Source organism: Thermoanaerobacterium sp. RBIITD (genome assembly GCF_900205865.1).
Classification (GTDB): Bacteria; Bacillota; Thermoanaerobacteria; order Thermoanaerobacterales; family Thermoanaerobacteraceae; genus Thermoanaerobacterium.
The window spans coordinates 2,247,308-2,272,821 of the sequence record NZ_LT906662.1 but is presented as its reverse complement, the minus strand read 5'-3'; the positions used below and the strand labels follow the sequence as shown (position 1 = coordinate 2,272,821).

At 34.1% G+C, this 25,514-nt stretch carries 24 protein-coding genes; 3 read left to right on the top strand and 21 right to left on the bottom strand.

What is annotated here, in order from left to right:
• Positions 1 to 76: 76 nt before the first annotated feature.
• From dhaM to CPG45_RS10930, 15 genes are all read right to left on the bottom strand, one after another.
• On the bottom strand, positions 77 to 469 hold the full coding sequence (dhaM, locus tag CPG45_RS11000; RefSeq protein WP_096231921.1) for a dihydroxyacetone kinase phosphoryl donor subunit DhaM: 393 nt from the start codon (positions 467 to 469) through the stop codon (positions 77 to 79).
• 25 nt (positions 470 to 494) lie between these two features.
• Positions 495 to 1,130: a dihydroxyacetone kinase subunit DhaL gene (gene dhaL, locus CPG45_RS10995; RefSeq protein ID WP_096231920.1), complete on the bottom strand. Its 636-nt coding sequence runs from the start codon at positions 1,128 to 1,130 to the stop codon at positions 495 to 497.
• Between the two features lie 35 nt (positions 1,131 to 1,165).
• Positions 1,166 to 2,164, bottom strand: coding sequence for a dihydroxyacetone kinase subunit DhaK (dhaK, locus tag CPG45_RS10990; protein ID WP_096231919.1), 999 nt, complete (start codon positions 2,162 to 2,164; stop codon positions 1,166 to 1,168).
• Between the two features lie 219 nt (positions 2,165 to 2,383).
• Positions 2,384 to 4,015 carry a sigma 54-interacting transcriptional regulator gene (locus tag CPG45_RS10985; protein ID WP_096231918.1) on the bottom strand — a complete coding sequence of 544 codons (1,632 nt, stop codon included), beginning with the start codon at positions 4,013 to 4,015 and terminating at the stop codon, positions 2,384 to 2,386.
• Positions 4,016 to 4,149: 134 nt separating this feature from the next.
• Positions 4,150 to 4,515 (bottom strand): DUF1667 domain-containing protein, encoded by a 366-nt coding sequence (locus tag CPG45_RS10980; RefSeq protein WP_096231917.1) that lies wholly within the window; start codon positions 4,513 to 4,515, stop codon positions 4,150 to 4,152.
• Position 4,516: 1 nt separating this feature from the next.
• A complete protein-coding gene (locus CPG45_RS10975; RefSeq protein WP_096233579.1) occupies positions 4,517 to 5,788 on the bottom strand; it encodes an NAD(P)/FAD-dependent oxidoreductase in 1,272 nt (423 codons plus the stop codon).
• Between the two features lie 3 nt (positions 5,789 to 5,791).
• Entirely contained in the window at positions 5,792 to 7,282 is a 1,491-nt protein-coding gene (locus CPG45_RS10970; RefSeq protein WP_172856648.1) for an NAD(P)/FAD-dependent oxidoreductase, read from the bottom strand.
• A 189-nt stretch (positions 7,283 to 7,471) separates the two neighbouring features.
• The gene (gene glpK / locus CPG45_RS10965) at positions 7,472 to 8,962 is read right to left on the bottom strand and encodes a glycerol kinase GlpK (protein ID WP_096231915.1); all 1,491 of its coding nucleotides are present in this window, start codon (positions 8,960 to 8,962) and stop codon (positions 7,472 to 7,474) included.
• An 80-nt stretch (positions 8,963 to 9,042) separates the two neighbouring features.
• Positions 9,043 to 9,777 (bottom strand): MIP/aquaporin family protein, encoded by a 735-nt coding sequence (locus tag CPG45_RS10960; RefSeq protein ID WP_096231914.1) that lies wholly within the window; start codon positions 9,775 to 9,777, stop codon positions 9,043 to 9,045.
• Positions 9,778 to 9,860: 83 nt separating this feature from the next.
• Entirely contained in the window at positions 9,861 to 10,430 is a 570-nt protein-coding gene (locus tag CPG45_RS10955; RefSeq protein WP_096231913.1) for a glycerol-3-phosphate responsive antiterminator, read from the bottom strand.
• Positions 10,431 to 10,579: 149 nt separating this feature from the next.
• The gene (locus CPG45_RS10950; protein ID WP_231968715.1) at positions 10,580 to 11,605 is read right to left on the bottom strand and encodes a lysylphosphatidylglycerol synthase transmembrane domain-containing protein; all 1,026 of its coding nucleotides are present in this window, start codon (positions 11,603 to 11,605) and stop codon (positions 10,580 to 10,582) included.
• 23 nt (positions 11,606 to 11,628) lie between these two features.
• Positions 11,629 to 12,570: a delta-lactam-biosynthetic de-N-acetylase gene (pdaA, locus tag CPG45_RS10945; RefSeq protein ID WP_231968713.1), complete on the bottom strand. Its 942-nt coding sequence runs from the start codon at positions 12,568 to 12,570 to the stop codon at positions 11,629 to 11,631.
• Between the two features lie 68 nt (positions 12,571 to 12,638).
• Positions 12,639 to 13,211: a CRISPR-associated protein Cas4 gene (gene cas4 / locus CPG45_RS10940; RefSeq protein WP_172856546.1), complete on the bottom strand. Its 573-nt coding sequence runs from the start codon at positions 13,209 to 13,211 to the stop codon at positions 12,639 to 12,641.
• Positions 13,208 to 13,477, bottom strand: a complete 270-nt coding sequence (locus CPG45_RS10935) for a hypothetical protein (RefSeq protein ID WP_096231912.1) — start codon at positions 13,475 to 13,477, stop codon at positions 13,208 to 13,210. Before CPG45_RS10935 ends, cas4 begins: the two co-directional genes overlap by 4 nt.
• Positions 13,478 to 13,602: 125 nt before the next feature.
• Positions 13,603 to 15,960 carry a sugar phosphate nucleotidyltransferase gene (locus CPG45_RS10930; protein ID WP_096231911.1) on the bottom strand — a complete coding sequence of 786 codons (2,358 nt, stop codon included), beginning with the start codon at positions 15,958 to 15,960 and terminating at the stop codon, positions 13,603 to 13,605.
• Between the two features lie 160 nt (positions 15,961 to 16,120).
• Between CPG45_RS10930 and CPG45_RS10925 the strand changes: the two genes are divergently transcribed.
• Positions 16,121 to 17,050 carry a Na/Pi cotransporter family protein gene (locus tag CPG45_RS10925; protein ID WP_096231910.1) on the top strand — a complete coding sequence of 310 codons (930 nt, stop codon included), beginning with the start codon at positions 16,121 to 16,123 and terminating at the stop codon, positions 17,048 to 17,050.
• A gap of 63 nt (positions 17,051 to 17,113) precedes the next feature.
• The gene (locus CPG45_RS10920; protein ID WP_096231909.1) at positions 17,114 to 18,202 is read left to right on the top strand and encodes a GerAB/ArcD/ProY family transporter; all 1,089 of its coding nucleotides are present in this window, start codon (positions 17,114 to 17,116) and stop codon (positions 18,200 to 18,202) included.
• Positions 18,203 to 18,336: 134 nt separating this feature from the next.
• Here the strand turns inward: CPG45_RS10920 and glyA are convergent, their stop codons facing one another.
• Together glyA and CPG45_RS10910 are read right to left on the bottom strand one after the other, a co-directional pair.
• Complete coding sequence (gene glyA / locus CPG45_RS10915) at positions 18,337 to 19,569, bottom strand: serine hydroxymethyltransferase (protein ID WP_096231908.1); 1,233 nt, start codon at positions 19,567 to 19,569, stop codon at positions 18,337 to 18,339.
• Between the two features lie 325 nt (positions 19,570 to 19,894).
• A complete protein-coding gene (locus CPG45_RS10910; protein WP_096231907.1) occupies positions 19,895 to 20,830 on the bottom strand; it encodes a dipeptidase in 936 nt (311 codons plus the stop codon).
• Between the two features lie 162 nt (positions 20,831 to 20,992).
• Between CPG45_RS10910 and CPG45_RS10905 the strand changes: the two genes are divergently transcribed.
• Positions 20,993 to 22,393: a PIG-L deacetylase family protein gene (locus CPG45_RS10905; RefSeq protein ID WP_096231906.1), complete on the top strand. Its 1,401-nt coding sequence runs from the start codon at positions 20,993 to 20,995 to the stop codon at positions 22,391 to 22,393.
• A gap of 313 nt (positions 22,394 to 22,706) precedes the next feature.
• Here the strand turns inward: CPG45_RS10905 and hisIE are convergent, their stop codons facing one another.
• The 4 genes from hisIE to hisH are packed head-to-tail and all read right to left on the bottom strand — an operon-like array spanning position 22,707 to position 25,494.
• On the bottom strand, positions 22,707 to 23,375 hold the full coding sequence (hisIE, locus tag CPG45_RS10900; RefSeq protein WP_096233571.1) for a bifunctional phosphoribosyl-AMP cyclohydrolase/phosphoribosyl-ATP diphosphatase HisIE: 669 nt from the start codon (positions 23,373 to 23,375) through the stop codon (positions 22,707 to 22,709).
• Between the two features lie 14 nt (positions 23,376 to 23,389).
• Positions 23,390 to 24,154 carry an imidazole glycerol phosphate synthase subunit HisF gene (hisF, locus tag CPG45_RS10895; protein ID WP_096231905.1) on the bottom strand — a complete coding sequence of 255 codons (765 nt, stop codon included), beginning with the start codon at positions 24,152 to 24,154 and terminating at the stop codon, positions 23,390 to 23,392.
• On the bottom strand, positions 24,154 to 24,861 hold the full coding sequence (gene hisA / locus CPG45_RS10890) for a 1-(5-phosphoribosyl)-5-[(5-phosphoribosylamino)methylideneamino]imidazole-4-carboxamide isomerase (RefSeq protein ID WP_096231904.1): 708 nt from the start codon (positions 24,859 to 24,861) through the stop codon (positions 24,154 to 24,156). The genes hisF and hisA overlap by 1 nt, the downstream gene beginning before the upstream one ends.
• A 30-nt stretch (positions 24,862 to 24,891) precedes the next feature.
• Positions 24,892 to 25,494, bottom strand: coding sequence for an imidazole glycerol phosphate synthase subunit HisH (gene hisH, locus CPG45_RS10885; protein WP_096231903.1), 603 nt, complete (start codon positions 25,492 to 25,494; stop codon positions 24,892 to 24,894).
• Between the last annotated feature and the right edge of the window lie 20 nt (positions 25,495 to 25,514).

Here is a 25,514-nt window from a genome sequence, read left to right as displayed (position 1 = left end):
CCCTTATATACATATTTTAATATTTTTTTATAAAAATTTCTACACAAAAAATAAGCCCGGTTTTTGTCCAGGCTTATCAAAATTTTACAAGGTTTTTTGTAGCCTCAGCTACTTTTAAAACTTTGTCAATGTCACTTCCGATTGATGCTTCAACACTTGCTGCAATTGCTCCTTCTATTAGCGGTGCATCGGCTATTTTTACCTTATTGGCATATTCTTCACCAAGTAATTCCAAAGCCATCTGTGCACTCATAACAGAACTTCCTATATCAACTAAGACTAAAACCCCGTCTCCGCTCTCACACCTTTTTATTTCCTCCATTATTTCATTAATATTCGTACCAAGGTGGCCATCTTCTGTGCCGCCTGATATTCCTATCTCAATTTTTCCTGCTGTCATCTGATTTATTAGTTCATACAGTCCTTCAACTATTTTTCTTGAATGTGACACGATAACTATGCCTACCATTTAATCTTTCAACCCTTTCACTTTATTAAAGCAAGTTAATTACTTCTGCCGCGGCTTTTAACATTAAATATGATGAAGTCGCACCAGGGTCTTGATGCCCTATGCTTCTTTCACCTAGGTAACTGGCTCTTCCCTTTTTTGCTGCAATTTCTTTAGTGAACTCAACACCATAACTGGCGGCATTTACTGCTCTATTTAAGGCCTCAGGCAGCTCAAGGCCGTTTTTTAAGGATTTTTTTAATTCATTCAGAGCAGGCTCCAATGAATCTATCATGGTTTTATCACCGGCTTGGGCTTTCCCCCTTGCCTTAATGCCTTCAATGCCAGACTCTAACATTCTCACTATATCATTTTCATCTATAGTCATTTTTCCAGATGTTGCTTGACCCATCCTCATAAATAATGTTCCATATAATGGGCCAGATGCACCACCGACGGTTGATACTAGGGCCATACCAACACCTTTTAGCATCGTGCCTAAATCTTTATTTAAAAACTGTGGCAGCTTTTCTTTAACTGCTTTAAACCCTCTATCGAGATTTATCCCATGGTCTGCATCACCAATTGCCGCATCAAGGTCAGTAAGATACTGTTTATTTTCTTCGATTACTGCTGCAATTTTATCTATAATTTTTGCTACTACATCTGTTGTAAGTTCCATTTTTTTAACCATCCCTTTCAATTATCCATGATTTATTAAAATTGTCTAAATGCTGGTGTATCTGCTTTAGCGTCAAGTAATGATTTAAGTTCATCATCAAGTTTCAATAGCGTTATTGAAAATCCACTCATCTCTAAGGATGTCATGTATTCACCTACAAATGTCTTATATACCTTGATATTTTTTCCCAAGAGATACTCGTTGACTTCCTTATTCGCAACAAATAACTCTGAAAGTGGTGTAGACCCTAATCCGTTTATCATTAAAGCGACTTCGTCATTTTCCTTATATGGCAAATCCGTTATGATTTTATTCATTAGTTCTGTTACGATGCCCTTTGCATCTTTTATTTTTTCCCTATGTGTACCAGGTTCTCCATGTATTCCTATCCCTATCTCAATTTCATCATCTGCAAGTGTAAAGCTAGGTTTTCCGGCAGCCGGTACTGTACATGGTGTAAATGCCATCCCCATAGACCGCAAATTTTCAATAACCTTCTTTGCAACTCTTTTAACTTCTTCGAGTTCTGCACCTTCTTCCGCCTTTGCACCCGCTATCTTATGAACAAAAATAGTCCCGGCAATGCCTCTCCGTCCTTGTGTATAAGTGCTATTTTCAACAGCAACATCGTCGTTTACGATTACTTCATCGACTTTAATTCCATCCATTTCTGCCATTTCTTTTGCCATCTCAAAATTCATTACATCTCCTGTATAATTTTTGATTATAAGTAGAACACCCTTACCACCGTCTACAGCTTTTATTGCTTCATAGACTTGATCTGGTGTCGGAGATGTGAAAATAGCACCACAGCAAGCCGCATCAAGCATGCCATATCCTACATATCCCGCATGTGTTGGTTCATGTCCACTGCCTCCACCACTTACAAGACCAACTTTGTCCTTAACTGGTGATGACTTTCTTACTACAACATCTACATTATCGAGCTTCCTCAAGTATGATGGATACGCATATAAAAGCCCTGAAATCATGTCTTTTACAACGTCATCCGGATTATTAATAAGCTTTTTCATATTATTTTACCCCCATTTTATATTTTCATTAATTTATAATGCAAAATGTGTGCCAATTTAAATAAAAAATGGCATGGTCTTAAATTAATTATACCATGTCATGTATAAATCTAAAATGGCCGTATATTGACAAAGTTGAAACAATAAATTTGTTAAAGTTTTATCACACCATATTTTCATTGTTTGGTAAAATGTATCAAGCTTTTATTTAGGTTGTTCCTAATTTTCAACAAGATGATATTTTCTTGCCTTTGATGCAACTGTTTTATGTGTTAAGCCTAAGGCTTTACCTGCCTTATTAAAACTTTTATATTTTGATAGCGCGGCTTTAATTATCTTGTACTCATAGTCTTCCATCTTTTCAAGGTCGTAATTTCTACCAAGATATATGATATCATCTTCTTTATTATCTTTTACATTTTTTATATATGACGGTAAGTCCTCAAGGTCGATGTATTCTTTATCGCACAATGTTATACATCTTTCGATTAAATTCTCAAGTTCTCTTATATTTCCAGGCCAATCATACTTTATTAAAGCTTTTATGGCTTTATTTGTAACAAATTTGATGTCTTTACCAAGTTTTTTATTTATCTTTTTTATAAAATGTTCGATTAATATTGGTATATCCTCTTTCCTATCTTTTAAAGATGGTAGAAGTATAGGTATCACATTTAACCTATAATAAAGGTCTTCTCTAAAAGTGCCATTTTTTATGGCTTCTTCGAGATTTTTATTTGTCGCAGCAATTATCCTGACATCTACTTTTATAGTCTTAATACCTCCAACTCTTTCAAATTCTTTATCTTGTAATACTCTTAAAAGCTTTACTTGGGTCTCTATCGGAATATCTCCTATCTCGTCTAAAAAGATGCTTCCACCATCTGCTAATTCAAATTTGCCCATTTTTTGTGTTACTGCACCTGTAAATGCACCTTTTTCATGCCCAAAAAGCTCACTTTCAAGCAGCGTACTAGGTATAGCTGCACAATTTACTCTTATAAAAGGTTTATTTTTCCTTTTGCTAGAATAATGTATCGCATTAGCTACCAATTCTTTTCCAGTACCACTTTCTCCTCTTATTATTACATTTGAATCAGTTTCAGCAGCCTTTGATGCAATAGTCAAAGCATCTTTTAATTTGCCGCTATTACCTATAATTATGTCAAATGCTTTATCTAGTTTCCTGCTCCTTTTAAGCTCTCCTTCAAGGTACTCAACCTGCGGGAAATCTTGAAAAACTATTAGGGATCCGCTTATTTTCCCTCCAACATAAATAGGCGTTATGTTAATAAAGAGTATCTTATCTTCTATCATGAATTTTTTATTTAGAAGTTCATCACCATTACTTAAAACATCTTTGACATCAATATCCGGAATAACATCGCTTATAGCTTTTCCTATTGCCTTATCAAGGTTAAATCCTGTAACTTTTTCAGCAGCTTTATTAAATATAGTGATTATACCATTTTCATCAGTAACGATAAGTCCTAGTGCGATAGAGTTGAATATTTCTTCATATGCGATAGATGTATTTTTTAGAAGCTCATATGTTCCACTTTCATCATCTACATGCTTTAAATCCTCTATAAAAAATTTCTTTATTTCTTTCATTGCGATACTACAATCATCACCTTCAATGATTATTTCTACTTCGTTACCTTTTGATACAAAGAATGTTGCCATAGAAAGCATGCTGCTGGCAGGTATAAGCCTTATACTTCCTGATTTTCTGAGCATCACTTTTACATTGTAATTTATACAGATCTCATTGACTTTTCTGACTATCTTAGCAGATATTTGCGAATGTATATTTATTGGAGACTTTATTATTTCACTTATTTTCTCCATTTAACCTACATTCCTTTCTGTATAATGCGTTAAGAATTATTCACTATAAGAGTATTGGTATTTGTTAAAAGCACACATTACTGTATAATTGGCTCTATAAATACCAACGCTCACATAGTGATACGCATCTACATCTATTTACTGTAAAGAGCTCTTGTTGCAACTACATCAACACCTGTGTTTAAGATATTTTTAACTATAATATCTCCGACGTTTATAGGAGGCTTAACAGTGATTTTTGCCAGTTCTAACATAGCATCTTTTATCATTTCCTTGGGAATTGGTTCCTTTGTCCTAACAGCTACCAATGGTAGATGTCCGCTTTCTGCTTTTACTGTCGTCGTCAAAGTCCTTTTCGGCATTATAATTTCATCTTCAGCATATTTCAAACCTCTTTTGCATGCATACCCCCTTAAACTTACAATCTTTCCCTCCTCAATTTCCGCTGTTATGTGGCATCCGTTCGGGCATACGATACATGTTATTTCGCGTTTTTCCATATCAATCCACCTCTACTTCAAATGTTATGCTATCTATGGGACACGAACCCGTCCCCTGTCCTATGATTTTATCCTTCTTAATCTCTATCAAGACCATCTCACCAGGTGTAAGCCTCTGCATTTTTTTACTAAGTATCTCTTTGTCGCCCAATTTTACTTTTACATAACCATTTTTATATACACCTGTCGGCCTCATATGAAATTTAACTTTGTCATCAATATTTTCATAATTTACGATTTGTGGCACTACATATCTTATTCCATTTCCAGCTTTTACAGTGATCATTTTCCCCTCTTTTAATAAACCTTTAATATACTTTACTGCCGAATCTGCCGCAAGACGTGATTCCGCCGTTACATTGTCAACAAGATCATGTACCTGTAGTACATTGCCACAGGCGAATATTCCATCGATATTTGTCTCCATACTCTCATTCATAATAGGTCCACCTGTTACAGGGTCAAGTTTTACACCAGCACCTTTTGAAAGCTCATTTTCCGGAATCAAACCTACTGATAATATCAAAGTATCGCAGCTTATATACCTTGCAGTCTTTAAAATCGGCCTTCTATTTTCATCGACTTCCGCTATTGTAACACCTTCAACGCGATCTTTCCCATGTATTTCAATTACTGTATGGCTTAAAAGGAGAGGAATTCCAAAGTCATCAAGGCATTGAACTATGTTCCTTGTTAATCCGCTGGAATATGGCATTAACTCTACAACTGCCTTTACCTTTGCACCTTCTAGGGTAAATCTCCTTGCCATTATAAGCCCTACATCGCCAGAACCAAGTATTACGATTTCTTTCCCCGGCATATAACCTTCCATATTTACATATCTTTGAGCCGTTCCTGCTGTAAAAATGCCAGCCGGTCTTGTACCTGGTATGCTAATAGCACCCCTAGGCCTTTCTCTGCACCCCATTGCTAGGATGATAGCTTTTGCTTTGATGTTCATAACACCATTTTCTGGATTGACAGCTTTGACAATTTTATCTTCTGAAATATTTAATACCATAGTATTAAGCATAATATTAATACCATATTTCTTAACTTTTTCAATAAAACGTTCAGCATATTCTGGCCCTGTAAGTTCTTCTTTAAATTCTACAAGGCCAAAACCATTGTGTATGCACTGCTCAAGTATACCTCCTGGATATTTATCCCTTTCAATAATAAGGATATCTTTTATGCCTCTTTCATAAGCTTCAACCGCCGCGCCAAGCCCTGCAGGACCAGCACCTACAATTACTATATCATGTGTCAGCATCATTTACACCCCACTTTTTAATATTTCTTTACAAGCGTTAATTACATATTCTTTAGCTTTTGCTGTAAGAATTTTTGACTTTCCTCCGAATTTCGTAACATCAAGCGGATTGATATTAAGTTCCCTTGAAAGTATTTCAAGAACTCTTGGACTGCAGAAACCGCCCTGGCACCTACCCATTCCAGCTCTTACACGCCTTTTTACACCATCAAGGCTCTTTGCACCAACAGGCCTCTTTATCGCGTCTATTATTTCACCTTCTGTTACGGTTTCACATCTGCATATAATTTTCCCATACGCTGGATTCTTTTTTATCAACTCATTTTTCTCATCATCTGATAATTCATTAAACCTTATTACAGGTTTTCTCTTTGGATTAAAATCGTCTTTTTCAATGAGTTTAAGTCCACTGTCAAGTAAAATTTCCGCTACCATCTCTGCAATAGCAGGTGATGATGTAAAACCAGGTGATTCAATGCCAGCTACATTTATAAATCCCTTAACTTGGGATTCGCCTATAATAAAATCTTCACCTTCAACATCTGGTACAGATCTCAAACCGGTAAACTGCGTTATCGTCTTTCTTTCATTAAATTTGTCGACACTCTTTTTAGCACCTCTTATAGCCTTTTGCAGTCCCATAACAGTTGTTTTACGGAATTCCTTATTCTTTATATCCTCAGATGTTGGGCCTATTAAAAGATTTCCATCCACTGTCGGTGCAACAAGTATCCCCTTCCCCATTTTTGTAGGTACTTGGAATATAACTGTATTTGCAAGGTATCCTTCTTCTTTATCGAGTATAAGGTATTCACCTTTCCTTGGATGCACCGTGAACGGCTTAGCGCCAACCATATCATTTATAACATCTGAATATAAGCCGGCAGCATTTATTACATATTTACTTAAATACTCTTTATCTTGTGTTTTGACAATAAATCTATCTTCTTCCTTTTCTATGGAAACGACTTCCTGATTAAATATAAATTCGACACCATTTTGTGCCGCATTTTCAGCTAATGCTATTACATATCCATACGGGCAGATGATCCCTGCTGTTTTTGCATACAGTGCAGCAACAATTGTATCATTAATGTTTGGCTCCAATTCCTTAACCATGTCCTTTGAGATTATAGACATCTTCTTTACACCATTTTTAAGGCCTCTATCGTATAGCTTATAGAGGCTATCAACTTCATCGTCTGCGAATGCAGCGACTAACGAGCCTACCCTTTTTATCGGCACATCAAGGTCTTTACATATGTCATCAAACATCTCATTTCCTCTTACATTAAGTTTGGCTTTCAATGTGCCTGGTACTGGGTCATAACCTGCATGAAGTATAGCACTATTCGCCTTTGATGCACCACCAGATGCCACATCATCCTCCTTTTCTATTAATGCGGTTTTGAGCTCATATTTTGATAATTCCCTCGCTATAGAACAGCCTATAACACCGCCGCCAATTATTAAAACATCATACATAGTGTTCATCCCTTTCATCATTTAATAATCATCTATAAAAAGGCAGAGCCACATATAGCCGGTTTTATCCCGGTTATATATGGCTCTCATTTTCTCCGCCATACTAATATTTAATTTTATCTTAAGTTTCTTAATTTAATTATACTACAAATCTTCAGATTTGTCCTAAGAAATTCTTGACTCATTTTTGTAATCTTTTTACTCTGTCCAATTTCTTGACCTTTCAACTGCTTTCTTCCATCCTTTATATAATTTCTCCTTTGTCTCTTCATCCATTGTTGGTTCAAAGTGCCTGTCAACGCCCCAGTTTTTCGCGACTTCATCTCTATCCTTCCAGAATCCCGTTGCGATACCTGCAAGGTATGATGCTCCGAGTGCCGTTGTTTCAATTACTGTTGGTCTATCAACAGGTACACCTAATATATCTGACTGGAATTGCATTAAGAAATTATTAGCACATGCTCCACCATCGACTTTTAATGCACTAAGTTTAATTCCGGAATCTTCTTGCATTGCTTCGAGAACATCTCTAGTCTGATATGCTAAGGATTCCAATGTAGCCCTTATTATATGTTCCCTCTTTGCACCCCTTGTAAGGCCTAAAATTGCACCTCTTGCATACATATCCCAATACGGTGCACCAAGTCCTACAAATGCAGGAACAACGTAAACGCCGTTTGTATCCTTAACCCTTGTTGCATATTCTTCACTTTGCGGTGAATTTTCAATTATCTTAAGCTCATCTCTTAACCATTGTATAGCTGCACCAGCGATAAATATACTGCCTTCAAGAGCATATTCAACTTTTCCATCGATTCCCCATGCAATTGTTGTAAGTAATCCATTGTGTGACGGAACAGCTCTTTCACCAGTATTCATAAGCATGAAACAACCTGTACCATAGGTATTTTTAGCCATTCCGGATTTATAACAAGTCTGTCCAAACAATGCCGCTTGCTGGTCTCCAGCACATCCTGCTATAGGTATTTCTACGCCAAATATGCTCTTGTCTGTATATCCATATACATAGCTTGACGGCTTAACATCTGGTAACATTGATGCAGGAATGTTAAGATTTTTTAATATCTCTTCATCCCATTTTAATTCATGTATATTAAAAAGCATTGTACGAGATGCATTTGAATAATCTGTTACATGGACTTTACCACCTGTTAGATTCCAGATTAGCCATCCATCAATATTACCAAACAATAAGTCTCCCTTCTCCGCTCTATCCCTTGTACCTTCCACATTATCAAGAATCCATTTTATCTTTGTACCTGAAAAATACGCATCAACAACAAGACCGGTCTTCTCAGTAATCTTCTCGTCAAAGCCGCTCTTTTTTAGTTCATCACATATAGGTGCTGTCCTCCTGCACTGCCATACTATAGCATTATAAACGGGTTTACCCGTGTTTTTATCCCATACAACAGTTGTTTCTCTCTGATTTGTTATACCTATTGCTGCAATATCTTCAGGTTTTATACCTGTCTTATTAAGTACTGCTTTTGCAACATCTATCTGAGATTTCCAAATTTCCATTGGGTCATGCTCTACCCAGCCCGGATTTGGGTAAATCTGAGTAAACTCTTTATTTAATGATGCCACAATATTGCCGCCGTGGTCGAAGATAATAGCTCTTGAACTTGTTGTACCTTGGTCTAATGCCATTATATATTTTGCCATAATCATATCCCCCTATTTTATATATTTATCCTAATTAGCTTAAGGAGTGGGAGTAAATGCTACTCCCACCTATCTATTCATTAAATCATGTTAATAAAGGCCTGATATATTACTGCACCAAGTATTCCGCCTACAATAGGTCCAAATAAAGGAACTATGAGTCCATAACCCCAGTCAGAATCCCTCTTGTCTGGTATAGGCAATACCGCATGTGCAAATCTTGGGCCTATATCCCTTGCTGGATTGATTGCATATCCGGTAGGTCCACCAAGTGTAAGACCAATTACCCAGATTAAAATACCAACTAAGAATGCACCTATTGCACCAACCTGATTATGTTCATTCGATATTCCAAGTATGCCAATCAATAAAACCGCTGTACCAATAACCTCTGTTATAAAATTATTGAAAAGATTTCTAATTGCAGGTATTGTACAGAAAACACCAAGTTTTGCATCTTTGTCATCTGTTACAGCAAAATGATCTCTATACGTTATATATACTAAGATTGCTCCAACAAATGCGCCTAAAAATTGAGCTACAATGTACCCCGGAACTTGTGCCCAAGGGAATTTCCCTATTACTGCCATTCCTATTGTTACTGCAGGATTGAAATGTGCTCCTCCTATCCATCCTGTGATGTATACAGGTATACCGACAGCAAATGCCCATCCTGTTGTTATAACAATCCAACCACTGTTTTGGCCTTTTGTCTTGTTCAATACAACGTTTGCAACGACACCATCGCCGAGAAGTATAAGAATCATCGTACCAAAAAACTCCGATAAGATCTTACCAAATACTGATATTTCCATTGAAACCCCTCCATAAATTTTTTTAGATTATAGTCCCTAAATAATTGAAATTATGGTTATGAAATATTTTTTAACGCCCCCTTTCAATCGATAAACCAAAGACTCTTTTCACTTGTGGAAACAGCGACAGCCCCAGCACTAAGAGCATTTATGACATCTTCTTTTGTTTTGACTAAACCCCCCGCAATTATAGGATGATATACTAAAGTCGTAAGTTCTTTTGTTATTTTATGAACTATTCCTGGCATAACCTCAATTGCGGTTGGCTCAATCTGCTTTATTGAATTCAATCCTGTTTTAAGTGCTTGTGTGTCAAGAAGAAATATTCGCTCAATGCTACACATACCTAGTTCCTTCGCATACGTTAAGATATTATTTCTTGTTGATATAATTCCGTCTGGTTTTACCTCTTCTTTTAGATATTCTACAGCCTTGAAATCTTTTCCGAGACCTTCAATTAAATCAAAATGGACAAAAACAGTTTTATTGTGTTCTTTGATATTGCTTATTGTATCTTTCAGTAATAATATATTGCTTGTCAGTAAAAATATTACTTCTGAATTTGATTTATAAACATCTTCTAAGTCATTGATATCTCTTATAGCTGCGATAATTGGAAAGCTTTTTATCTTTTCAAGTATAAAATTCCCCACAACTATTCCTCCTAATTTGTAATTACTGCAAAAATCATGCCATTATCTTTATTGTTTAAAAAAATCATCATCTGAATAAATATGTTTTTACTAAAAAATATACTTTTGATAATTTATATCAAAAGTTATAAATACCATGGGAATATTTATCAAGCAGATTTTCTATTTCCTTTTCTTACCATAAAAATAAATCCAATGCCTGATATTATTAAATACACATAGTATGTAAAGAACCTCCAAATGCCTATAAATATTCCTAATAATTCATGTGGAACAATATTTGAAAATATACTGGCAAACCCGACTTCTACAAAGCCTGCCCCACTAGGTATAACATTGTATGCAAGCACATCGTAAAATATAAATTGCCTCGATATAACAGCGAGCAAACTAAAGGGTATATTCATAGCTATCATTAAAATAGGCGCTATACTGTAAAATAAAATCCAAAAAAGTATCGCATAAAAAAGCTGTGACAGCAAAAGTTTACCGCCAGAGCTCACCAAGAAAAGTTCATTGAATCTTTTATTATACTCGATTACCTCTGTCTTCGCTCTTTCGAAATATTCACTGTAATTCATACTTTTTATAAAGCTTAACTTACCGATCCAATCAATTATCGCAATAATTAAAGCAGGTTTTAATATTATGTATATTAGTACTATTAAAAGTATTAAAAGCAATGCCGACACAAGAATTGCAAATACTGAAAGTGCATGTGTCAATTCTAATTGCTCTCTGAAAAATATAAGAAGTATAGGTGGAATCGTTCCAAAAAATATTCCTGAAAATAATAGTTTGGCTGTAATTATCATCAGTCCCTTATTTGGCGCAACATTTTTCTTGTTTAAAAGGTATATAGAAAGAGGCAAAGCCCCTGAACCAAATGGCGTAACATAGGCTATAAAAAATGTTGCCAAGTTAAACTGAAACAAATATCCTATTGATAGGTCTTCACCAAGGGCATTTAAAAGTTCCTTTATCCTAATAGTATCAACTAAAAGGCTTAAAAACACTACAAATAAGACAATTGCTATATATATAGGATTAATATTCAATACATCTTTTAATCCTTGATATCCGGAAAACTTCATTATGATAGCTATTGCACCAAAACTTAATAAAAGTGCAATAGCCATCATGTAAAGATTCTTTCTTTCCAAAATATGGTTCAAAACAATCCCCCCAATTTACAGTTTTACTTTAAATCATCGAGGGATTTGAATACATATCCCTGTGATTTTAGGTCTTTTAAAATCCTGTCAAGGGCCATCGTATCATCTTTAGAAACGGCATGCAGCAGTATTACAGCACCGGGATGTATGCGCTTCATAACCGTATTATAACTTTCCTCAGAGCCTCCAGGAAGTGGCTGCCAGTCTGCAAAAGCAAGGCTCCAAAATACAGTTTTATATCCGAGGGATTTTGTTATATAAAGTGTCCTTTCACTATACTCTCCCATAGGCGGCCTAAAATAATGCATATCTTTACCTGTAAGATTTTTAAACATTTCACCAAGCTTTGTTATTTCTTCCTTTACCCTCTCATCAGAAACCTTTGGCAAGCTTGGATGATTTACAGTATGATTACCAACTATATGACCTTCATCTACCATCCTTTTTACAAGGTCACCATGCTCTTTTATATATGGTCCTGTTACGAAGAAAGCTGCTTTTACATTGTTTGCCTTGAGAATGTCAAGTATTTTTGGCGTATATCCATTTTCATACCCTTCATCAAATGTAAGATATATAATTTTCTTTGTGGTATCACCCGTAAATATGCCATCGTATTTTTTGATAAGGCTCATTTGCTTAGATGTTATTTCTGGTATTTTATGGTCAGGCATGACCCTCATGCCCCAACCATATAGTGTATTATCAAGTCCGTCTGTCTTCAAAGTGCCTTTATAGATATTTTCATTGACTGTCTCGGCCTTAGGCTTTTCACCCGAATTATTAGTAGATTTTTCATTTTCAGCGGCTTTATTTTCTTGTGCTTTTAAATCAATTTTCGGCTTTTGCACTGCTTTTTTTGTAGTTATATTATTTGAAGGCTTTCTGACCCTTAATAAACTGCAAGATGTAATTGATAATAATAATGTTATAATTATAGCTAAAGTAGTAAATTTCTTGAACACTTTATCATCCTCATTTCTAATCTATCTTCTTTTGTATTTTTTGCAATATTATCTTTAGTATTCTTAATTTAAATTTTTGCTTTACTGTCTTTGTATACCTCGCATACCGTATCTCTACAAGGGCAAAATCTACATTTTAAAAAATCCCCTTTTTCTTCGGGGAAAAATTTGCCTGATTCTAAAAGCCTCATCTCTTTTAATATTTCAAGCAAATCTTTCCTCAATTTGGCTGTATTGTAAATTTCAAACATAGTATTCTGATATACAATTCTACCTCTTAAAACTTTTTTGCCAAATTCCTCCTCTATTATAAGAAAATATGCCGTTAATTGCATAACATCTTTCAATAATGGTGAATTATCTTCAACCCTCGTGCTCTTTAATTCAAGAGGTATCAATTCACGGCCAATATCATATATATAGTCGGGTTTTCCGCATATCCCGTATTTCTCAGACTTTAAGAGTTTACTGTATATGACGCCTTTTCTTTTAACTTCTTCCTGTTTATCTATGTAAATTAACTTGCCACGTTTAAATCCTATTGACCTTTTCATTTCTTTGTATGCCGGCCTTTTTTCAAATATCTCTTTTGCTATTATGTAAAATACCAATAGTGTAAAAACTGTATTTAATAATATCATTTAAAAAATCCTATCCCAATTAAAATTAAGGCCAAAATAACAAAAATCCATATGGCTATCTTTTTATATCTTATGAATATTATATCTTTATAATACTTCTCATGGTATTCCATGCCTTTTTTAAAATTACTAAGCTCAGGTTTTGTATCAATTTTATCACGAAGTTCATTTATATACTTATGGCCGTACTTTTTTTCATAATACCATTGATATGGGCAATACATGTATTGATTTATTTCAGATGCCGATATATATTTATTTGCCATTATATCACCAATTTCAAATTGTTTTAATTAAAAAAACAAAAGACATTGCAAAATTTTCGCGCTATCCACTATTTACTATATCAATTTTTAAGATAGTCTGCAATGTCTTATTCATTAAATTTTTATTAATTATTGTTCGTATCCCCATTAATGATGCTATTTACTGATTCGATATACTTGTTTAATAGCAATTCTGCCTTTTCTTTCGTCGGTGCTTCCGTATATATTCTACATGCCGGAAGCTCTGAATCTGGCATAACAAGCACCCATGAGTTGCCATAATTAAATCTTATCCCGTCAAGAAACTCAGCTTTCGCATTTCCGGGATTTTCATAAAATTTCCTTATTATAAGCCCTTTATCCTTCCATTCGCAATTAATCATTTTATTCAGCTTAAACCTCTTCGGTATAGCCTTTTTTATCTCAGATAATTTTAATTTATTTTTTCCTAAATAATCAATTAATTTGAAGGAAAAATTTATTCCATCAAAGCTTAAATTAAACTGGGAATTCTGGTCATAATTATTTTTTTCTATTTCCATCATTTTTTTCATCTTTTCTGATAAAGAAATCTTGCTAGATATTATTTTAAAATTAAGCTCATCTGATATCTCACTTAAAAATAGTGAGCTGTCAAAAGGTAAAACAAATTCGTCTTTACCATTGTCTTTTTCTATCAATATTCTTAAATAGTTAAGCTCATCCTCGTCAAATTTCTCTCCTTCATTGTCATATAATTCTATGCCTTCACCGTCATTAGATATTTTTATCCCTACATCATATTTTGCTATAGCAGGCTCTTTAAAACTATTTTGACTCACTATATGAAATACATTCCTCGTTGTGTCATCCATCAGCTTTACTTTCAAATCGATGTTTTTCTTAAGTCTACTATTTGTAATGAAATCAGAATATTCCTTATTTATATCTTTAAATTCTTCATCTTTTAAATCAAATGACATTTTGTAGTCATTTATTTTAAATTTATTTAGGATCTTTTTTTCGATACTTTTATCCACATCACATCCATTTTTATCTATCAAAATGATATTGAGTATATCTTCATCATCATTTTTGATGTATATACCTGCACTATAACCATTTTTTCTAATTGAATATCTCATGGCAGGTAGTATTGTTAAACCAGCTATTAATGCCTTTTGACCTGATGCCCTTATTCCATCCTTGACACAATCAAATGCAAATTTTGATTTAGATGTGTTATCATAACCGATAAGAATATCCCCAACAAACACATTGCCAAGTACTTCACCGATTTTAACTAAATTTTCCGGTGTTAGATTGTCATTAAGTTTACCTTTAATTCCTCTTTCACCAAAAATTGAAGTTTCATCACTATAGCCCCATACTATATCTTTGTCGATAATATTTCCGCTTCCTATAACTCTTTTCGGCCATATTTTTGTATTAGGCTTTATCTCGCTAAAACTATTTAACTTTGATTCTTCTCCTATTACAGAATTGTCGAATGTTCTCACATTGTTCTCGGTTTTCACGCCATTACAAAAAATCGTTCCTCTTATCTCGTTATTAGGCCCAATACTTACTCTATCCCATAGAACGCTATTTTTAATTGTACTGCCAAATCCGATATAATTATCCTTGCCTATTATTGCATATGGTCCAATGATAGTATTGTCCTCGATAGAAGTCCCATCACCTATTATTAATGGGGGGATCAGTTTGGCATCTTTTGAAATATTCACATTTTTACCAATAATAATCCCATCACATTTTACCTTTTCTTTAAAACCTATATCAACATCGCCCTTTAGCAAATCAAGATGGCTTTTTAGATATTGTACACCACTTCCTATATCACACCAGTATTTATCACTTACATATCCGTACATAGGTATTCCTTTCTCTAGTAATAGCGGAAATAGATCTTTGCTGAAATCAAATTGTTTGTTTTCAGGTACTAATTTTAAAACTTCCGGTTCGATTATATAAATACCGGTGTTAATAGTATCACTAAAGACTTCACCCCATGATGGCTTCTCGAGAAACTTCACAATTTTACCTTCACCATTTGTTATTACTACACCATATTCCAGTGGTATATCGACTCTTGTCAATAAAAGCGTCGCCATTGAACCTGTTTTTTTGTGAAAATCGTACGCTTCATTTAAGTCAATATCTGTAATAACATCGCCGCTCATTACAACAAAAGTTTCATCGAGGAAATCGTTAGCATTTTTGACGCTACCAGCAGTGCCAAGCGGCCTATCTTCTATATAATATCTTATCTTATCACCATATTCGTCATATAGATAATTCTTTATTTTATCAGGTAAATAAAAAAGGGTAACACCCATTTCATTTATACCATGATTTTCGAGATGTTTTATAATATGGCAAATTGCCGGCTTACCTGCTACAGGTACCATTGGCTTTGGTATACCGCATGTAAGTGGTCTAAGTCTACTTCCTTCACCGCCTGCCATTATTATTGCCTTCATCATATCACCTTCTATGAATATTCGACTATTATTTAGTATCTTGAAAAATTATTTTTTTATTCAAGGAGTGTGATAAGGGGACGTTGTTGTTGACACAAACACATTTGTAATATTTTTTAATTTAAATAAATATGTATAAACAAAAACATGGAGGACCAATATGTTTAAAATAATATTTTTTGTATGCCTCGGTATTGGAATTTTTATTTTAGGTTTAATAATATTAACAGCAGCATTAAAAAGCTTCTCAAAAAATAGAATACGGAACATAATAGACAATTATACAGGGAATATTTACATATCTCTATTGATAGGCTTTGTCTTAACCGTAATAATTCAAAGCAGCAGTATGGTAACGGTTATTTCAGTAAGTATGGCAGATGCCGGTCTATTAAAACTATACAATGCCGCCGGTATCATAATGGGTGCCAATATTGGTACGACTATTGCTGTACAGCTCTATGCTTTTGACTTATTTGCTTTAACACCATATGCTGTTTTATTAGGTTCTATTTTGCATTTTCAAAAAAGTACCCGTTTAAAATTTTTAGGTGATATTATACTTGGATTTGGAATAATATTTGCAGGTTTAAAAATAATGGACATCGCCGTTGAGCCATTAAGGAAGATTGATGAAATAAGAGGTTTTATGGAAATGATGGCAAATCCGATTTATGGTGTTTTAACAGGAATAATTATAGCTCTTATTATGCAATCAAGTACTGTGGGGATTGCTATGCTACAAGTACTCGCAACTGCAAAGTTATTGCCTGTATACAATGCCTTATTCATAATTTATGGCCTTAATATCGGCACATGTTCTGAAGCCTTCATAATGAGCTTTGCAACAAATAAAGAAGGAAAAAAAATTGCAATATTTAATATTTTATTTAATATAATTGGAACTATTTTATTTATACCAATGACAAAATATTACTATTATATGCTACAATATATAACACCAAAAAGTTTGTCACATCAAATTGCTAATGGGCACATGTTTTTCAATATTATTTCAACTATAATAATTATCCCGATAATCAAATATATATTTAGGTTTATTGAATTACTAATGGGAAAAGATATTTAATGATTAAAATAATAAAATATCCATAACATAATAATAAGATTTATTGACCAGGATGTGACTTAAATGAAGAGTATTACAATTAAAGAGCTTTTTTCTACGATGTTTTTATTTGAAATTGGAAGCGCAATATTATTTGCATTGGGAATCTCTGCAAAGCAGGATGCATGGATCGCTATTATAATAGCCACATTGGCAGCGTTTCCCCTTATATATTTGTATTTGACATTATTTAAAATATACAATGTAAATCTTGCCAAGATACTTGAAGCAACCTTTGGAAAATTCTTAGGCAAAGTTTTGTCAGCAATATACGTAATTTATTTTTTATATATTGCTGCCCGTGTCACAAGAGATTTCGATGAGTTGAGTGTAGGTTCAATATATCCGAAAGCGCCAATCATAGCTATTTCATTGACAATGGGAATCGTTGTACTTTATTATCTTTTATTCGATATAAGTGTTACAATGAAATCAGCACATTTATTGTTGCCAATTATGCTATTTTTAATCATTTTCAAATTATTTGCCTCGTTTACTACTATAAGTGGTATTAATTTAACAAAATTAACTCCCGTACTTGAAAATGGGATTTTACCCGTATTAAAAGCAGCTTTCCCGGAAATATTAACATTCCCATTTGGAGAACTAATCGCATTTATGATGATATTTCCAGAAATGTCTAATAAAACAGGTTTAAATAAATGTTGCTTTCTTGTTGTAGCAATAACAGGGTTATTGCTTACATTAAATATAATTAATACTTTGTCAACCCTCGGTATTGTCGAAACTGAAAGAGCCAATTTCCCATATTATCAAATAGCATGCCTTATAAAGTTTGGTAATTTCAAAAATTTAGACTCATTTTATGTCGTTGAAATTATAATTGGAGGCATAATTAAAGTTATTGTCTTTACATATGCGGGCATAAAATCCATTCAATCTATCTTTAATTTACAAGAATACAAATTTTTACTTCTACCTATTGGTACAATTGTTTTTGCGTTATCGATTATTATAGCAGATTCATATCCTATGCATATTGCATTGGGATTAAAATTGACACCATTATACATACATGTACCACTGCAAATAATTATACCGTTAATAATATTGATAATATCTTTCATAAAAAAACCGCAAAAACAGCAGTAGATTTATGAGATATGGTATCCCTCATTTAGGTTACAATACCAATAGCGAACATGCGTCATAATACTAAACTTAAATATATTTAGTTAAATGAAGAAATAAAAAAAATAAACCCGCACAATGCAGGCTTATTTATCTTATTTATATAGCGGGTACCTCGCTAATAGCTCCTTTACCCTTGTTTTTGCTGTATCAACATAATTTTCATCTTTTAAAACATTGTAAATAATATCCGCAATAATATCCATGTCATCTTCCTTCATACCCCTTGTCGTAACCGCCGGTGTGCCAAGCCTTAGACCTGATGTCACATTTGGCCCTAATGGGTCATTTGGTATAGCATTTTTATTTGCGGTTATTCCTACATCATCAAGGCGCTTCTCTAGGTCTTTACCAGTTATCCCCGTATTTCTCAAATCAAGAAGTAATAAATGATTATCTGTACCACCTGATACAAGATTTATGCCTCTTTCTAAAAGCCCTTCTGCTAATGCTTTTGCATTTTTGATTATTTGCTTTTGGTATTCCTTGAAATCAGGTTTAAGAGCCTCGTTAAAGCATACAGCTTTTGCTGCGATAACATGCATAAGTGGGCCCCCTTGTATACCCGGGAAAACTGCTTTATCAATTGCTTTTGCATGTGTCTCTTTTGAGAGTATGATTCCACCTCTTGGTCCTCTTAATGTCTTATGTGTTGTAGATGTTATAACATCGGCATATTCTACTGGATTTGGGTGCAAACCTGCTGCAACTAATCCTGCAATATGTGCCATATCTACCATGAGATATGCACCAACAGAATCTGCAATATCTTTAAACTTCTTAAAATCAATTATTCTTGGATATGCACTGGCACCTGCAACGATAAGTTTTGGCCTATACTCCTTTGCAAGTCTTTCAAGTTCATCATAATCGATGTATCCTGTATCTTCTCTTACCCCATATGGTATAATATTGTATATTTTACCAGAAAAGTTGACCTTACTTCCATGTGTAAGATGACCCCCATGTGCGAGATTCATCCCCATTATCGTATCTCCAGGCTTTATAAGTGCAAAATATGACGCCATGTTTGCCTGTGCGCCAGAATGTGGCTGCACATTTGCATGCTCTGCGCCGAACAATTTTTTAAGCCTTTCTCTTGCTAGATCCTCTACAATATCAACAAATTCACATCCACCGTAGTACCTTTTGCCAGGATAACCTTCCGCATACTTATTTGTCAGTGGAGACCCCATTGCTTCCATAACAGCAGGACTTACAAAATTCTCTGATGCTATCAATTCAACTTTGTTTCTTTGCCTTTCAATCTCCTTAGAAATAGCGTCAGCTACCTCCGGATCCGTTTCCCTTATGACATCGATGTTCATCACTTTACCTCCTGTATTAATTAAATATTTTCACGCTACTATAATAAAGTGTCATATTAATATTATAAATATTTTGATATAATACTTCAACAAAAAATGCTCTAAAAGTTAACATGCAATTTACATAATTAACATTGATTTAATTAACATTTTTAATTTATCTAGTATAATATAAATGAGCTCCCTAATACAACCCCCTATCCCTAAAAAATTTTATATTTTCTCTTGATTTTTTTTTGCAAAAAATGTATAATGTATACTTGGTCAAAACAATGACTCCCCCTTTAACATATGCAAGCCCCATGGAAAGTTCAGGGGCTATTTTTTATGCCAAGATATTTTTAATGACTCTCTCAAAATTTCCATGGGAAATAAGATCTATATCGCTATCGCTATAACCTCTTTGCTTTAAACCATCAATAATCTTTGGAAAGCATGTTACATCATATAGTTCTTCAGGTGTTTTTTCTATTCCATCAAAGTCAGAACCGAATCCTACATGTTTCATACCGACAATATTTACAATGTGATCAATGTGGTTTAAAACATCATCGATTGATGAGTTCCCATCGTCTCTTAAGAAATACGTGCAAAAGTTTATTCCTATAACACCACCTTTATCTGCAATTGCCTTTATTTGATCATCATTGAGATTTCTCGGATGTTTGCAAAGTGCCTTGCAGTCAGAATGTGATGCGATAACAGGCTTCTTACTTAATTCTACAGCATCCCAAAATCCTTTTTCATTGAGATGTGATACATCGACAATCATCCCAAGCCGATTCATCTCTTTTATAACTTCTTTCCCAAAGTTTGTGAGCCCTGAGTTTTCGTTTCCTTCAACGCCATCTCCTAGGTCATTTCTCAAGCTCCACGTCAGTGTCATAGCCCTAACACCAAGTTTATAGAACATTCTTAAAAGGGCTAAATCACCTTCTAAGGCTTCACCGCCTTCAATCGATAGAATAGCACCTATTTTATTTTCTTTTTTGATGATGCCAATATCATCGCCTTTTAAAATTAATTTTAATTTATCTGTTTTATCCATCAATTGGTATAATTTGTCTATCATCTTAAGAACCTTTGTAGCAGCATTTTTCCTCATATGTTCTGGATCGACAAATGCGGCAAAAACCTGAAGATGTACCATTCCTTCTTCGAGTCTTATTAAATCAATATGACCTTCTAAATTCCTCTTTGTTAAATCTCTATCATGTTTTTCAAGCAAATATAGTGTATCACAGTGAAAATCTACGAACATAATAGCGCCTCCATTATAAAATTTTCCATTAAAATACATATTCAGAATATATAACCTTAATGGATATTCATTACATAAAATATATTACATTAAATTTTTATTTTGTAACAAATTATTAATAAATTTATGATACAATTATGACATAATTGGAGGGATAGGGCAATGAAAAAGAAGTACATTTTAATAATTTCTTTAGTTATATTAGCAATAATAGTATCATATGTAATGAATTTAAAAACGACTTTTGCAAATTTTACTGAAAAAAAGCCCGTACCAGAGTATGATGACCCTGGCCAAAGAATCCTCGTCATTGTTCCACATCCAGACGATGAATCCTTGGGAATGGCGGGTGTAATTCAAAGAGCCGTAGAACTTAAAGAACCTATTAAAGTAGTTATTGCAACAGACGGTGAAAGCTATAAAAAAGCTGCTGCGCTATACAGTGGTCATACTGAACCTACATCATCGGATTTTTATAAGCTTGGAATTCAAAGGCAAAGGGAAAGTATTGCTGCTATGGCAGAGCTCGGTCTACCAAAAAATGATGTAATATTCCTTGGCTTTGCAGATGGCAGTACAAGATTTTTATGGAGCGATTATTGGGATAATACACATCCAAGGGTGAGCGGCGGAACCCATGTAGCATATTCGCCATACAGCAATGTATATAAGCCAGGTATTGCTTATACAGGTAACAACCTTGAAAATAGTATACAGGAAATTATAAAGTCATTTAATCCGACTGATATATATTATCCAATTGCGGATGATGTGCACCCAGACCATTGGGCTGTTAGTAATTTCGTAAGGTACGCTATAACGGCCATGAACCTCAATGTAAGACAGCATATGTTTTTGGTTCATCATCCCCAATGGCCGGTTCCATGGCTTTTAGAACCCAACAAACCACAACTTCCGCCAGTTGATATGAAAGACAGCAATACTAACTGGCAGATCTTTAAACTAAAGCAGAGTGAAATAACAAAAAAGGAATTGGCCCTTAAGAAATATAAAACACAAGTTGATGCTATGGGACCTTTCTTAATGGGATTTGTAAGAAAAAATGAGCTTTTCGGCACTAAGCCTGTACTGATTATACCTGTGACACAAACAATTCCTGACCTAAGACAAAATGAATTGCCGTACACACTAATCAGAATACCAACGGGTGGTATTTTAAGCCAAGAAATATATAGAAGCGCAGATCTAACAAAGCTTGCCGCTTTTTACCATAAAAATCATGAACTTTATGTAGGAATGCAATCTGTAGCACCTTTCTCTAGAGACGTGTCATACCACTTGGAGATGAGATTGTTCTATAAAAATAATATTAAAAGGGTTGATCTAGGTTTAATTAAAGGAAAAATGTATGAATATAAGAGCGCGGAAAATTCTCTCACGCATGTCCTTATATCAAAGCCTTTAATATATAAGAATAGAATATGGGTAAGAATAAATATACCTGAAAGGCAAGATTTAAATTATATATTCATGGGAGCTGATTCTATTTACAAGGGTAGATTAATAGATAAAATACCATGGAACATGTATAAAATACAATAAAATTGTAATAAATTAGCTATACACTATAGCATATTTTGATTTGAAATAAAAGTTGGAAAGAGGGCTGTTTCCTTCCCAACTTTTTCATTTTATTTTTGTATATTGGTTTCATAAGGTTTAAATCCAAATTCAATTTTTTTAACAGCAAAGTTCAAGCTATTCCTCTTAGTTTCCTTTATAGACCATAACGATGCATTGATAAACCTTTTTCTTCACCACTAAATTGATTTTCATACAAAATGCAAGTCTTATCAGAAATGCAAGTAACTGTGGTGATTTTTTATTGTTACAAAAGAAGATGCAGTAATGCAAATCACTTTATATCTTTCCTCTTTTTATGTTCCTCTCTGAATTCATCAGTTTTGTAATATCTTTTGGAAAGTTCATTAAAAATCTCATCAAGTTTTACTTCTTTCTCAACCATAAGAACCATAAGGTGATATAAGTAATCTGCAATTTCGTAAATAACTTCGTCTTTTGAATCTTCTTTTGCGGCAATAACTATTTCTGTGTTTTCTTCGCCGATTTTTTTAAGAATCTTATTAAGCCCTTTATCAAAAAGATAATTTGTATACGACCCTTCAACAGGATTTTCTTTTCTTCCCTTTATTCTACCATAGAGATTATAAAGTATCGATGCATCGCTATTATTTATATCTTCGCTCTTTAATATATCTCTATAAAAGCAGCTTACATTTCCGGTGTGGCATGCAGGTCCTTTCGGTTCTACCTCTATAAGAAGTGTATCACCATCACAGTCATATGAGATTTTTTTAATCTTCTGCGTATTCCCTGATGTCTCACCTTTATGCCACAGCTCTTGTCTGCTTCTTGAAAAAAAATATGTCTCGCCCTTTTCTATGCTTAATTTAAGACTTTCTTTATTCATATATGCCATCATAAGGATTTCTTTTGTATTGTAATCTTGTACTATCGCAGGAATAAGCCCTCTTTCATTGAATTTTAACTCTTCTATATTCATATGCATAATTCCTTTCATATTATTCTAACTGGTACACCACATTCTCTTAAATACTTTTTAAGTTCACTTATCTTAAGCTCACCATAGTGAAATAATGACGCTGCTAATGCTGCATCAGCTTTACCATCGGTCAATACTTCCCTAAAATGTTCCCTTTTCCCTGCACCACCAGATGCTATAACAGGAATCCTCACTTCTTCGGCTATAATCCTCGTAAGTTCTACATCATAGCCGTTTTTTGTACCATCAGCATCCATGCTTGTTAAAAGAATTTCACCTGCTCCAAGGCTTTCAACTTTTTTTGCCCATTCAACCGCATCAAACCCTGTATTAACTCTCCCGCCATTAATATAGACATCATATCCGGTATTATCCTTCCTTTTTTTGGCATCTATTGCAACAACAACACATTGACATCCAAATTTCACTGCCGCATCCTTTATTAAATCGGGATTTTTGACAGCCTCCGAATTTATTGATATCTTATCTGCGCCAGATTTTAATATCTTTCTAAAATCATCAACTGTGCGGATACCACCACCAACAGTAAGTGGAATAAAGACTTTTTCAGATGTTCTTTTGACAACATCTATCATTATGTCACGTTTTTCATATGACGCTGTAATATCAAGAAAAACTATCTCATCTGCACCTGCTTTGTTGTAGACTTCTGCAATATCTACAGGATCACCAGCATCTTTGAGATTTACAAAATTAACCCCTTTTACAACTCTTCCATCTTTTACATCAAGACATGGTATTATTCTCTTTGAAAGCATCATACCGCCTCCAGTACATCTTTTAAATTAAGTTTCTTAGTATATAGCGCTTTGCCAAGAATTGCTCCATACGCTTCTATCTTTTTTAACTTTATTATGTCATCTATAGTTGTAATGCCACCAGATGCAACAACATTAACACCTGTTTTAATAATTTTTGTAATAGAATCAAAATTTGGTCCGTTCAACATGCCGTCTTTTTTAATGTCTGTATATATAATTGTATTTACACCGATCTCCTTCATGTCAGATGCAAGTACATCATCTTTTATATCGCTTTTTTCTATCCAGCCTTTTACTGCAACATACCCGTCTTTGGCATCTATGCCAACTATAATCTTATTTTTATATTGTGATACCAAATTACGAACAAACTCTCTATCATAAACAGCGATGCTTCCAAGTATTATATAGTCGATTCCCATATCAAATAGCAAATCGACTGTTTTCAAATCCCTTATTCCTCCACCAACCTCAATCTCGGCATTACAGGATTTTCTTATATCTTCGATAGCTTTGATATTTATTATATATCCATTTTTCGCTCCATCTAAATCAACTACATGAATCCTCTTCGCGCCATAATCACACCACATTTTTGCAGCTTCTGCAGGGTTCTCATAATAAACTGTACTTGTATCATAATCACCTTTAGTAAGTCTAACACATTTCCCATCGATTATATCTATAGCAGGTATTATTAACATTAAATCCCTCCGTTAAATTCAATCATGACATTACAGCATATCTGCAAAATTTCTTAATATTTGAAGACCAATATCTCCACTTTTTTCGGGGTGAAACTGGCACGAAAATATATTGCCTTTACATACGACAGCCGGTATTTCTACGCCATATTCTGCTACAGCGCAGATATCTCCTTCATCACCATTTACAAGGCAATATGAATGAACAAAGTAAACATTGTCACCATCTTTTAATCCCCTCAAAAGGGGTGTATCCCTTTTGATTAAAAGAGAATTCCACCCTATGTGAGGAATCTTTAAATCTGTCTCAATCTCCCTTATCTCTCCTTTTAGAAAGCCCAGTCCTTTCACTTCCTTTACTTCATAGCCTCTCTCAAATAAAAGCTGCATGCCGAGGCATATGCCAAGGAAGAGCTTTCCCTTTTTTACTTCATCTTTTATTACATTTGTAAGACCTTTTTTGTCAAGTACTTCCATAGCATCTGGAAATGCACCTACACCAGGTAGTACAAGTGCATCAGCCTCTTTTATCATGCCTACATCATCGATTATTTTAGCATCTTCTCCTATATACTGAAAAGCCTTTTCGACACTTCTTAAATTTCCCATGCCATAATCAATAATACCTATCAAAATAACACCACCTTTTAAGA